Raw genomic sequence first — 12026 nt, 5'->3', positions numbered from 1 at the left:
GCGCCGCGACCTACCCTGCCTGGCTGCATCACTACAACCACCACCGCCCCCACACCGGCATCGGCGGACTCACGCCCGCCGAACGCGTTCACAACCTCACTGGGAACTACAGCTAGCCGCTCCCCGCGCCACCCTGCTCGCTCAGGATCGCGTGGGCTAGATTCGATCGCCTTCGTCACCGCCCCAGAGGACCACCGTGCTCCACGATCTCGCCGACCTCCCGATCATCTCGGCGTCCTTCGTGACCGCGTCGACGGTGGTGCCGATCGTCGGCCTGGCGCTCCTCCTCCTGATCGCCCGTCGGGCCAGGATCCGGACGGGCGCCCGCGCGGCGGCCCCGCGCCGCGCCGCGCGGGCGATCCTCATCGGCGCGGTCGCCGGAGGGCTCGCCGGCCTCGCGCTCACGTGGGTCCTCGGGGACCTCCTCGACCTCTTCGGGGTGATCCTGTCCGTGCCCACGCGCGTCTGGACGGCGCTCGGCGGACTGGGGCTCGGCGTGGCGGGCGTCGTGGTCGCGAGGAGCCGGAGCGCGGTCACGGGCGTCGGCGGGCGCGGGGCACCGCCGCGCGGCCTGCGCATCCTGCACACCGTGCTCGCCGTCCTGATCGCGCCGCTGGTCGTGTTCGCGACCGCCATCGGGATCAACGCCGACCTCCAGGAGTACCCGAACATCGCGGCCGCGTTCGGGATCTCGCGGATCAGCCCGCTCGACGTCTCGGCCCTCCCCGCCCCGGACGCCGCAGGCGCGCCGGTCGACGCAGCATCGACGGCGCCCGTCGCGGAGACCTGGCGGGCGTCGGAGAACCTGCCCGCACGGGGTCGCGTCGGCAGCGTCACGATCCCGGGCACGCAGTCGGGATTCGCGGCACGCGACGGGCTCGTCTACCTGCCCCCGGCCGCGCTCGTGTCCGATGCGCCCGCCCTGCCCGTCGTCGTCGCCATGTCAGGCCAGCCCGGCTCCCCGCTCGACCTCATCGCATCGGGCCGCGTGGACAGGGTCCTCGACGAGTACGCCGCCGCGAACGGCGGGCTGGCGCCCATCGTCGTCATCCCGGACCACCTCGGGGCCCAGGACGCCAACCCCATGTGCGTGGACTCCCCGCTCGGGAACACGTCGACGTACCTCACGGTCGACGTGCCCGCCTGGATCACGGCCCACCTGCGCGTCCTGCCGGGAGCCGATCGCTGGACCATCCTCGGCTTCTCGCAGGGCGGCACCTGCGCCGCCCAGATCGGTTCGGCACGCCCGGACCTCTTCGGGACCATCGTCGACATCTCGGGCGAGGTCGCTCCGACGCGCGGCGGCGACACGGTGGCCGCCGCCTTCGGGGGATCGCAGGCGAGGTACGCCGCCGCCTTCCCCGCGGCGATCATGGAGTCGCGCGCGCCGTATCCCGACAGCACGGCGTTCTTCTGCGTGGGGGAGGTCGACCAGCAGTATCGTCCGGAGGTGGAGCAGATCGAGGCGGCGGCGAAGGCGGCGGGCATGGACACGCGCATGAGCACGGCGCCCGGGCGCGCGCACGATTGGGGGGCCGTCAACACGTGCGTGCACGGCATCCTCCCGCCGCTCGGCCAGCGGCTGGGCCTCACCCGATGACGCCGCGCCCCCGCATCCTCACGCTCCAGGGCGCCGCACGCGCCCTCCTCACCCGCCTCGTCGCGCAGCGGGTGACGCTGGGGATCGCGCTCGTGATCCTCCTGCTCGCCGTGCTCCCCGTCGTCTCGGCACCGTGGCGCCGCGTCGTCCACCACGAGCTGGCGACGGGCTACGAGGCGGTCGTCGAGCGGGGCCACTGGTGGACCACCGCCACGGCGGCGTTCCTCACCGACGGACCCGTGGAGCTCGTCGTCTCGCTCCTGGCCGTGCTGGTGCTCGTCGGCGTCGCGGAGCACCTCATGGGCTGGTGGCGGACGCTCCTCGGGTTCGTGCTCACGGGCACCGTCGGGTCGCTCCTCGGCATCGCCGTCCAGGCCCTCGGGCTCGTGGACGGCGAGCTGTGGTCGCACGGCGTGCGGGGCGTGGCCACGGCGGATCCGCTCACCGCCGTCGCGGGCGTGCTCGCGCTGTCGAGCGCGTGGGCCGGCGTGATGTGGCGGCGTCGCATCCGCGTGGTGCTCGTCGTGGTGGTGCTCGTGTTCCTGCTCTACTCGGGCCAGCCGAGCGACCTCTACCGGCTCCTCGCGATCCTGGTCGGCGGCGTCGTCGGCGCGCTGCTGCACCGGCCGGCGGGCGGAGCGCTCTGGCAGCGCAGCTCCCATCACGAGGTGCGCGTGATGCTCGCGGCGGTCGTCGCGATCCTCGGCACCGGCCCCGTCATCGCGTTGCTGTCCCGCAGCCGCTACGGCCCGCTCGCCCCCATCGCGCTCCTGTTCGTCGACGACCGGGTTCCTGGCGACGCGATCTCCACCCGCTGCCTCTCGAGCGACTTCACGCACGACTGCCTGCAGGAGATCATGCTGGCGCGCATCGGCGGCGGGGTCGGTCCGATCCTGCTCTCGGTGGCGCCGCTGCTCGCGCTGCTGGTCGCCGCCTACGGCCTGGCGCGCGGGCGGCGCTTCGCCGTGTGGCTGGCCGTGAGCGTCAACACGCTGCTCGCCGTGCTGTCCGCCTACGCGTTCGGGATGCTCGTGCACCGCGACATGGTCTCGCCCCGGCTGTCCGCCTCGCCGTCCGCGCACCCGGAGGCAGTGGCCGCCCTCGTGGCGTCGGTGGCGCTGCCGCTCGGCAGCGCGATCGTCCTGGTGCTCCTCCGCCGGCACTTCACCATCCTGTCGACGGCCCCGGCGATCCGGCGCTTCCTCGTGACCACGGGCGTCGCCCTGGCCGGGCTCATGGCGCTCTTCGTGGCGACGGGGCTGGCGCTCTCCGACGCCTTCACCCGGCCCGTCGACCTCAACGACCTGCTGGCCGAGGCGCCCGACCGCTTCATCCCGGCGTCCTTCCTCCGGGGCGAGTCGCTCGACTTCCTGCCGACCGACCCGATCACCGACGTCGTCTACCGCGGCGTCGGGCCGGCGTTCTGGATCATCCTGGTCATCGCGAGCCTCCGCGCCATCGCCGACGTCCGCATCGCCGCGGTGCCCCGGGCGCAGGCGCGCGTCACGCCGGCCCTTCGCCGCGGGGCGATCGGCTCGCTGTCCCACATGGCGACGTGGCCCGGCAACTCGCACTGGATCGCCGCCGACGGGCAGACGGTGGTGGCCTACCGGGTGGTCGCGAGCGTGGCCATCACGACGGCCGCGCCGCTCGGCCCGCCCGCCGACGACGGCGCGCTCCGCGACGTCCTCGGCCAGTTCGCGCGCTTCGCCGACGACAACGGGTGGACACCGGTGTTCTACAGCGTCCCCGCGTCGATGACGCCGCTGTTCCGTGACATGGGCTGGGAGACGCTCGTCGTCGCGGAGGAGACCGTCGTGCGGCCGGGCACCTGGCAGACCACGGGCAAGAAGTGGCAGGACGTGCGCACGTCCATCAACCGGGCCGATCGCGCCGGCATCCGCGCCGAGTGGACCACATGGGCCGAGCTGCCGCTCGCCTGGGCGAGCCAGATCGAGCAGATGTCCGAGGAGTGGGTGGCGGAGAAGGAGCTGCCCGAGATGGGCTTCACCCTCGGCGGCGTGGAGGAGCTGCGGGATCCGGCTGTGCGGCTCATGCTCGCCGTCGACGCCGACGACCACGTGCAGGCCGCGACGAGCTGGCTGCCCACCTGGCGCGACGGCGAGGTGGTCGGCTGGACGCTCGACTTCATGCGCCGCCGACCCGACGGGATCAACGGCGTGATGGAGTTCCTCATCGCGCGCTCGGCCATGCGGATGAAGGACGACGGCATCGAGTTCATGAGCCTCTCCGCCGCGCCGCTCGCGCAGACCCGGGCGGCGTCGCCCTCGGGTGAGCAGACGGACGCCGGCGGCGACGCGGACGACCAGGAGAGCGCGGTCGAGCGGATCCTCGAGCTCCTCGCCGACTCGCTGGAGCCGGTCTACGGGTTCCGCTCGCTGCTGGAGTTCAAGCGCAAGTTCCAGCCGGAGCTGGTGCCGCTGATCATGGCCTACCCGGACCCGACCGCCCTGCCGACCATCGGCCTCGCGCTCACGCGGGCGTACCTGCCGTCGACGTCGGTGCGCGACCTCACGCGCGTGCTCCGCTCCGCGCGCTGAGCGCCGATCGGGCGCCGAGCCGGGTGCGGACCCTCGCGGCGTCGGTGTACCGTGGATCCCATGCAGTCCGGCCGCCTCCTCCTTAGTCGCCGCGGCGAGGCCTGATCCGGCCCTCCTCGTCGCGGAGTCCCGTCACGGCTGACCCGAACCAGACGAGGAGACGACCATGAAGAGCACGCAGACCCCCAGCGGGATGCCGATCCACAAGTACCGCCCGTTCCACGAGCAGATCACCGTGGACCTGCGCGACCGCACCTGGCCCGCCCGCCGCATCACCGAGGCCCCGCGCTGGTGCGCGGTCGACCTGCGGGACGGCAACCAGGCGCTCATCGATCCCATGAGCCCCGAGCGCAAGCGGATCATGTTCAACCTGCTCGTGCGCATGGGCTACAAGGAGATCGAGGTCGGCTTCCCGTCGGCCAGCCAGACCGACTTCGACTTCGTGCGCAGCCTCATCGAGGAGGGCGCCATCCCGGACGATGTCACCATCCAGGTCCTCACGCAGGCGCGCGAGCACCTCATCGCCCGCACCTACGAGTCGATCCGCGGCGCGAAGCAGGCCATCGTCCACCTCTACAACTCGACGAGCGTGCTGCAGCGCGAGGTCGTGTTCCGCACCGACCGGCAGGGGATCATCGACATCGCGCTCGAGGGTGCGCGCCTCTGCAAGAGGTACGAGGAGACGATCCCCGAGACGGACGTCTACTACGAGTACTCGCCCGAGAGCTACACCGGCACCGAGCTCGAGTTCGCGGCGGAGATCTGCAATCGCGTCGTGGAGGTCTTCGACCCGACCCCCGAGCGTAAGGTCATCCTCAACCTGCCCGCGACCGTCGAGATGGCGACGCCGAACGTCTACGCCGACTCCATCGAGTGGATGTGCCGCCACCTCGACCGCCGCGACGAGATCCTGGTGTCGCTGCACCCGCACAACGACCGCGGCACGGCCGTCGCCGCCGCGGAGCTCGGCTACCTGGCGGGCGCCGACCGCATCGAGGGCTGCCTCTTCGGCAACGGGGAGCGCACCGGCAACGTCGACCTCGTCGCGCTCGGCATCAACCTCTTCACGCAGGGCATCGACCCCCAGATCGACTTCAGCGACCTCGACGGGATCAAGCGCACGGCCGAGCACTGCAACCAGCTGGCCGTGCCGGAGCGGAGCCCCTGGGCGGGCGACCTCGTCTACACGGCGTTCAGCGGATCCCATCAGGACGCCATCAAGAAGGGCTTCGAGGCGATGGCCGTCGACGCCGCGGCGCAGGGCGTGACGGTCGACGACATCCCGTGGGCCGTCCCGTACCTGCCGGTGGACCCGCAGGACCTCGGCCGCTCCTACGAGGCCGTCATCCGCGTCAACTCGCAGTCCGGCAAGGGCGGCGTCGCCTACCTGCTGAAGGCCGACCACTCGCTCGACCTGCCGCGCCGCCTGCAGATCGAGTTCTCCGGCGTCGTGCAGGCCAAGACGGACGCCGAGGGCGGCGAGGTCACCAGCGCCCAGATCTGGTCGGTCTTCCAGGACGAGTACCTGCCCGCGCCGCTCGACCGCGTCGAGGAGAAGTGGGGCCGGTTCGAGCTCACGTCCACGCGGACGTCGAGCGACATGGGCGGATCGGTGTCCCTCGACGTCGTGCTCCGCGACGGCGACGAGGTGCGCGAGGCGTCCGCGTCCGGCAACGGCCCGATCGCGGCGTTCCTGCAGGTGCTCGCCGACCAGGGCGTCGAGGTGCGGCTCCTCGACTACGTGGAGCACGCGCTCAGCGCGAGCGGCGACGCGCTGGCCGCGTCCTACGTGGAGCTCGAGGTCGAGGGCGTGCGCCTCTGGGGCGTCGGCATCGACGAGGACAGCTCGACGGCGTCGCTCGAGGCGATCGTCTCGGGCGTCAACCGGGCGATCCGCCGCACGGTGCGCGAGCCGGAGCTGGCCGCGGTCTGAGCTGCTCCGCGCGACGCGCGATCCCACGACGACGACGACGGCCGGGCGGCGACGCCCGGCCGTCGTCGCGCGGGGGGACGTGCGATCGCGTGCGCGCGCGTCCCGTGGATCAGCGGCGCGGCCGCGGCCGGCGCAGGGCCGTGAACCGCAGGCGGCTGAGCGCGCGCTGCTCCGGGAGGCTCCAGCCGAAGCGCACGGCCAGGAGCCGCGTGGTCGCGGTGACGGCGACGCAGACGATGGCCGCGACCCACATGGTCACGCCGAACGCCGCGAGCAGCACCACGATGACCGCGCCCACGCCCGCGGCGACCGCGTAGAGCGAGCCCACGTGCATCATCGCGATCGGCAGGTTGAGCAGGAGGTCGCGGACGAACGAGCCGCCGACGGCCGACACCACGCCGATGAAGACGGCGGGCACCTCCGGCACGCCGGCCGCCAGCGCCTTCGACGTGCCGATGGCGCAGAACAGGCCGATGGTGAGGGCGTCGAGGGCGGTGATGACCACGTCGAGGCGCGTGAAGATCCGCTCGAGCAGCATGCCGCCGAGGGCTGCCGCGACCGCGATGAGCATGAGCCAGTTGCTGGAGAGGGCCGCCGGTGTGACGTTGAGGAACACGTCGCGGAGGAGCCCGCCGCCGAGCCCGGTGGCCGTGCCGATGATGGCGACGCCGAGCAGGTCGAGGCGGCGGTCCCGGAATCCCGCCGCGAACATGGCGCCCTGGAGGCTGCCGATGCTGACCGCCAGGAGGTCCGCCCAGAGCGGGATGGTGAGGGGGACGGGATCCATGGCCTCCCCTTGATAGCACAGCGCGGGTGCCGCGCCCGGCCGCGAGACGCCGGGCGGCTCCGGTGCGCTCCGCGCGGCGACGGCGGGGGAGCGGAGCCGCGGGGCGGATAATCGAGGGGTGCCCCTCTACCGTGACGAGATCGTCGTCCTGCGCACCCACAAGCTGGGCGAGGCGGACCGGATCGTGACGATGCTCTCGCGGCAGCACGGGAAGATCCGCGCGGTAGCGAAGGGCGTGCGCCGCACGCAGTCGAAGTTCGGCGCGCGGCTCGAGCCGTTCATGGTGGCGGACGCCCAGTTCTTCGAGGGCCGGACGCTCGACATCATCACGCAGGCCGAGTCCATCGCCTCCTACGGTGCCCTCATCGCGGCCGACTACGGCAGCTACACGGCCGCCAGCGCCATGGTCGAGACCGCCGACCGCGTCACCGAGGACGAGGGATCGCTGCAGCAGTACCTGCTCCTCGTCGGCGCGCTCCGGTCGCTGAGCCGCCGCGAGCACGGCGCGAGCCTCACGCTCGACTCGTACCTGCTCCGGAGCCTCTCGATGGCCGGCTGGGCGCCGAGCTTCCAGGACTGCGCGGTCACCGGCGCGCCCGGCCCGCACTCCGCCTTCGTCGTCCAGCTCGGCGGCGTGGTGGCCGACGCGGCCGCCCCGCCCGGATCCCCGCGGCTGGATGTCGACACCCTCGCGCTCCTCTCCGCCCTCCTCACGGGCGACTGGCCGCACGCGGAGGCCGCGACGCTCCGGTCGCAGGCGCGCGCGAGCGGCGTGGTCGCGGCGTACGCGCAGTGGCACCTCGACCGGGGGATCCGCTCGCTCGGCCTCGTCGACCGCAGCGACGCCCGCCAGCTCCTGCCGCCCACGGAGCGGCCGGTGCCGCTCGACGCGCCCGACGTCGACGGCGCCGACCCGGATCCCGCCGCGGCCCTCGCCGCCGCGACCGCCTCCGTGGTGCGGTCGACCCCGCGCGACGCGGACCCCGATCCCGACGCCCTGCCCCCGACCCCCGCCGACCGCCCCCGAGCACAGGAGACGACCCGATGAGCCGACGCCCCGAGGTCCCCGGACGCACCGACCTGCCGCTCGACTGGACCGGCGAGCAGCCGCCCGCGATCCCCGCCGACCTCGTGCCGAAGCACATCGCGGTCGTGATGGACGGCAACGGCCGCTGGGCCAACCAGCGCGGCCTCCCGCGCACCGCCGGCCACCAGGCGGGCGAGGAGGCCTGGTTCGACACCGTCGCCGGCGCCGTGCAGCTCGGCGCCACGCACCTGTCCGTCTACGCGTTCTCGACCGAGAACTGGAAGCGCTCACCCGCCGAGGTGCGCTTCCTCATGGGCTTCAACCGCGACGTGATCCACCGCCGCCGCGACCAGCTGAACGCCTGGAACGTGCGGATCCGCTGGGCCGGCCGCCGCCCCCGGCTCTGGCGCAGCGTCATCGACGACCTGCAGGTCGCGGAGGAGATGACGAAGGGCAACACCGGCATGACGCTCACAATGTGCATCAACTACGGCGGCCGCACCGAGATCGGCGACGCCGTGAAGCGCATCGCCGAGGACGTGGACGCCGGCCGGCTGAAGGCGTCGCGCGTCGACGAGCGCACGATCCAGCGCTACCTGTACCTGCCGGACGTGCCCGACGTCGACCTCTTCATCCGCAGCTCCGGCGAGCAGCGCACGAGCAACTTCCTGCTGTGGCAGTCGGCGTACGCGGAGATGGTGTTCCTCGACCGGCTGTGGCCGGACTTCCACCGGAAGGACCTGTGGGACGCGGTCGAGAGCTACGTGCACCGCGACCGGCGGTTCGGCGGGGCGGTCGACGCGCACGCGGGCGACGCCGACGAGGGGTCGGCCGAGGATCCGGACGCGACGCCGGGGGACGACCCGGACGCGGCCCGTCAGTAGCATCGGCACGTGAGCACACCCGAGACCGCGCCCCGTCCGTCCGCCCCCGCCGCCTTGCCCGAGGGCGGCGACGCGCCCATCCGCGTGGGCATCGTCGGCTACGGCCTCGCGGGCCGGGTCTTCCACGCGCCGTTCCTCCAGGCGAGCCCCGACTACCGGATCGCCCTCGTCTCGACCTCCGACGCGGCCCGCGCGGCCCAGGTGCGCGAGCGCCATCCGGGTGCCGACGTCGTCGCGTCCGCCGACGAGCTGTTCGCGCGATCCGCCGAGCTCGACATGGTGGTCATCGCCTCGCCCGCCTCCGCGCACCTCCGCCAGGGGCTGCAAGCGCTCGACGCGCACCTCGCCGTCGTGATGGACAAGCCGTTCGTCGCGACCGTGGACGAGGCGCTCATGCTCATCGAGCGCGCGGAGGCGCTCCGGATCCCGTTCTCCGTCTTCCAGAACCGGCGCCTCGACGGCGACTTCCTCACCGTCAAGGCGCTCATCGCCTCCGGCCGTCTCGGTGAGGTCCACCGCTTCGAGTCGACGTTCGAGCGCTGGGGCGGACCCGTGCGCGACCGCTGGCAGGACCGCGAGACGCCGGCCGACGCCGCGGGCATCTCCTACGACCTCGGCAGCCACCTCATCGACCAGGCGCTCGAGCTGTTCGGCCCGGTCGCCGACTTCGCGTCCGAGCTCGCCACGGTGCGCGACGGATCCGCGAGCGACGACGACGCCTTCTACTCGCTGCTGCACGAGTCGGGCGTGCAGTCGCACATCACCGTCAGCCGCGTCGCCGCGCTGGCGGGCCCGCGCTTCCGCGTGCTCGGCACCGCCGGTGCGTACGCCGTGCACGGGCTCGACCCGCAGGAGCCGCTGCTCAAGGAGGGGGCCGCGCCGACCGACCCCGGCTTCGGCGATGCCCCCGAGGCGGAGTGGGGCACCCTCGTGGAGGCGGCCGGTGATCCGTCGGGGGAGCGGATCCCCACCGAGCGCGGCCGCTACGCCGACTACTACGCCGCGATGGCCGACGCCGTCCGCGGCCGCGGACCCGTGCCGGTCGAGCCGCGCGACTCCCTCGAGACCGTCCGCATCGTGGAGCTCGCGCACCGGCGGTCCGCCGGCGACGAGGACTGAGCCTGGAGCGCCCGTAGACTGGGGGCCGCCTTTCCCGGCGACGCCGGCATCCCGCCGGCCGGTCGCCGTCCGCCGACCGGGCACCCAGTCCGGCCCCACCTAGGAGCAAACGTGGCAACCCCCTCGCGTCTCGACCCGGTCATCAACCTCGCCAAGCGGCGCGGCTTCGTCTTCCAGGCGGGTGAGATCTACGGCGGCTCGCGCTCCGCGTGGGACTACGGGCCGCTCGGCGTGGCACTGAAGGAGAACATCAAGCGCCAGTGGTGGCAGACCATGGTCAACGGCCGCGACGACGTCGTCGGCCTCGACTCCTCGGTGATCCTGCCCCGTCGCGTGTGGGAGGCCTCCGGCCACGTCGAGGTCTTCAGCGACCCGCTCGTCGAGTCGCTGCACACGCACAAGCGCTACCGCGCCGACCACCTCCTCGAGGCGTACGAGGCCAAGCACGGCCACCCGCCGGTCAACGGCCTCGCCGACGTGAACGACCCCGACACCGGCCAGCCCGGATCGTGGACCGAGCCGCAGAACTTCTCCGGCCTGCTGAAGACCTTCCTCGGCCCCGTCGACAACCAGGAGGGCCTGCACTATCTCCGCCCCGAGACCGCGCAGGGCATCTTCGTCAACTTCGCCAACGTCCTCAGCGCCGCGCGCCAGAAGCCGCCGTTCGGCATCGGCCAGATCGGCAAGAGCTTCCGCAACGAGATCACGCCGCAGAACTGGATCTTCCGCACGCGCGAGTTCGAGCAGATGGAGATGGAGTTCTTCGTCGAGCCGGGCACGGACGCCGAGTGGCACCAGTACTGGATCGACGCCCGCTACGCCTGGTACACCGACCTCGGCATCGACCCCGAGAACCTCCGCCTCTTCGAGCACCCGGCCGCCAAGCTCTCGCACTACTCCACCCGCACCGTCGACATCGAGTACCGCTTCGGCTTCGCCGGCGGCGCGTGGGGCGAGCTCGAGGGCATCGCGAACCGCACCGACTACGACCTGCGCACGCACTCCGAGGCGTCCGGCCAGGACCTCTCGTACTTCGACCAGACGAAGAACGAGCGGTGGATCCCGTACGTCATCGAGCCCGCGGCCGGCCTCACCCGGTCGATGATGGCGTTCCTCGTCGACGCGTACCACGAGGACGAGGCGCCCAACGCGAAGGGCGGCGTCGACAAGCGCACCGTCCTCCGACTCGACCGCCGTCTCGCGCCCGTCAAGGTCGCCGTGCTGCCCCTGTCGCGCAACGAGAAGCTGTCGCCGGTCGCGCGCGAGCTCGCCGCGGAGCTGCGGAAGATCTGGAACATCGAGTTCGACGACGCGGGCGCCATCGGCCGCCGCTACCGCCGCCAGGACGAGATCGGCACGCCGTTCTGCGTCACGATCGACTTCGACACCCTCGACGACCGGGCCGTCACCGTGCGCGAGCGCGACACCATGGCGCAGGAGCGCATCCCGCTCGACGAGCTCGTCGGCTACCTCGCGGGGCAGCTCGTCGGGGCCTGATCCGCGCCTCCCGAGCGGCGGCCGGCTCCCGGTCGCCGCCCGGGAGCGCGGTCCCACCTCATCTCCTCCGCGCGGTCCACCTCCACCAGAGCGCGTGGTGCTCCCCCTCTTCGACATCGAACCGCCTGCCGCAGACGACGCAGCCGCACTCGTAGGTCACCGGCCACGCGGCACGATCTCGACGGAGCACCCGCGCGTGCCCGCGCTCCTCCTCCCGGGTCGGGTCGAAGGAGGGGAGACGCGGATGGTCGTCGCACCAGCACCACCAGCTGCGGTGGTCCCGCACCTTGCGGAGGGCGTGGTCGAGGGCGTCGCGGTCGGGCCGCATCATCCCGCCGAGCTCGACGCCCGCCGTCGCCCGCAGGATCGCCGGCAGCGCTGTCCGGAGAGCGTCCAGGAGGGCGGTGTCACGGGTGCCGATGATCTCCCTGGAGGCCTGCCAGATGCGGTGGGGATCCGCGGAGAGCAGATCGTCGAGGGTGTCGGCCACCCGGCCGCGCTAGGTGTACTCGGCCATGACGTTGGTGACACTTCGGGGCGTGTGAAGAGGCCTCCTGGCTTGATGGAGCTGTTCAGTTCAACCATCGCCAGGAGGCCTCGATGTCCCACGGTAATGCT

General features: G+C 72.7%; 9 protein-coding genes and 1 pseudogene. 8 read left to right on the top strand and 2 right to left on the bottom strand.

Annotated features, from left to right (window positions below; genetic code table 11):
• The 4 genes from HDR73_RS08035 to leuA form a co-directional block, all read left to right on the top strand.
• On the top strand, positions 1-116 hold a 116-nt coding region (locus tag HDR73_RS08035), incomplete at its 5' end, for an integrase core domain-containing protein (RefSeq protein WP_287136295.1).
• Positions 117-196: 80 nt separating this feature from the next.
• On the top strand, positions 197-1600 hold the full coding sequence (locus HDR73_RS08030) for an alpha/beta hydrolase (protein ID WP_012299076.1): 1404 nt from the start codon (positions 197-199) through the stop codon (positions 1598-1600).
• On the top strand, positions 1597-4161 hold the full coding sequence (locus HDR73_RS08025) for a bifunctional lysylphosphatidylglycerol flippase/synthetase MprF (protein ID WP_012299075.1): 2565 nt from the start codon (positions 1597-1599) through the stop codon (positions 4159-4161). The genes HDR73_RS08030 and HDR73_RS08025 overlap by 4 nt, the downstream gene beginning before the upstream one ends.
• 166 nt (positions 4162-4327) lie before the next feature.
• On the top strand, positions 4328-6094 hold the full coding sequence (gene leuA / locus HDR73_RS08020; RefSeq protein ID WP_012299074.1) for a 2-isopropylmalate synthase: 1767 nt from the start codon (positions 4328-4330) through the stop codon (positions 6092-6094).
• Positions 6095-6203: 109 nt separating this feature from the next.
• Here the strand turns inward: leuA and HDR73_RS08015 are convergent, their stop codons facing one another.
• Positions 6204-6881 (bottom strand): trimeric intracellular cation channel family protein, encoded by a 678-nt coding sequence (locus HDR73_RS08015; RefSeq protein WP_012299073.1) that lies wholly within the window; start codon positions 6879-6881, stop codon positions 6204-6206.
• Between the two features lie 118 nt (positions 6882-6999).
• On the opposite strand from HDR73_RS08015, the pseudogene recO reads away from it, so the two are divergent.
• From recO to HDR73_RS07995, 4 genes and pseudogenes are all read left to right on the top strand, one after another.
• Positions 7000-7713: pseudogene (gene recO / locus HDR73_RS08010) on the top strand (DNA repair protein RecO); the annotation flags it as partial.
• Positions 7714-7925: 212 nt separating this feature from the next.
• Positions 7926-8792, top strand: coding sequence for an isoprenyl transferase (locus HDR73_RS08005; protein ID WP_012299071.1), 867 nt, complete (start codon positions 7926-7928; stop codon positions 8790-8792).
• A gap of 9 nt (positions 8793-8801) precedes the next feature.
• On the top strand, positions 8802-9911 hold the full coding sequence (locus tag HDR73_RS08000; protein WP_049791917.1) for a Gfo/Idh/MocA family protein: 1110 nt from the start codon (positions 8802-8804) through the stop codon (positions 9909-9911).
• A 111-nt stretch (positions 9912-10022) separates the two neighbouring features.
• On the top strand, positions 10023-11408 hold the full coding sequence (locus tag HDR73_RS07995; RefSeq protein ID WP_012299069.1) for a glycine--tRNA ligase: 1386 nt from the start codon (positions 10023-10025) through the stop codon (positions 11406-11408).
• 58 nt (positions 11409-11466) lie between these two features.
• Here the strand turns inward: HDR73_RS07995 and HDR73_RS07990 are convergent, their stop codons facing one another.
• On the bottom strand, positions 11467-11898 hold the full coding sequence (locus tag HDR73_RS07990; protein WP_012299068.1) for a hypothetical protein: 432 nt from the start codon (positions 11896-11898) through the stop codon (positions 11467-11469).
• Positions 11899-12026: the final 128 nt, after the last annotated feature.

This window comes from Clavibacter sp., from assembly GCF_014802555.1.
GTDB lineage: Bacteria > Actinomycetota > Actinomycetes > Actinomycetales > Microbacteriaceae > Clavibacter > Clavibacter sepedonicus.
The sequence above is the reverse complement of the archived record's forward strand: the minus strand, read 5'-3'. Positions and strand labels throughout refer to the sequence as shown.

Coding starts and splice junctions, on each gene's coding strand:
- HDR73_RS08025 (WP_012299075.1), top strand. CDS start 1,597: ATGACGCCGCGCCCCCGCATCCTCACGCTCCAGGGCGCCGCACGCGCC.
- leuA (WP_012299074.1), top strand. CDS start 4,328: ATGAAGAGCACGCAGACCCCCAGCGGGATGCCGATCCACAAGTACCGC.
- HDR73_RS08015 (WP_012299073.1), bottom strand. CDS start 6,881: ATGGATCCCGTCCCCCTCACCATCCCGCTCTGGGCGGACCTCCTGGCG.
- HDR73_RS08005 (WP_012299071.1), top strand. CDS start 7,926: ATGAGCCGACGCCCCGAGGTCCCCGGACGCACCGACCTGCCGCTCGAC.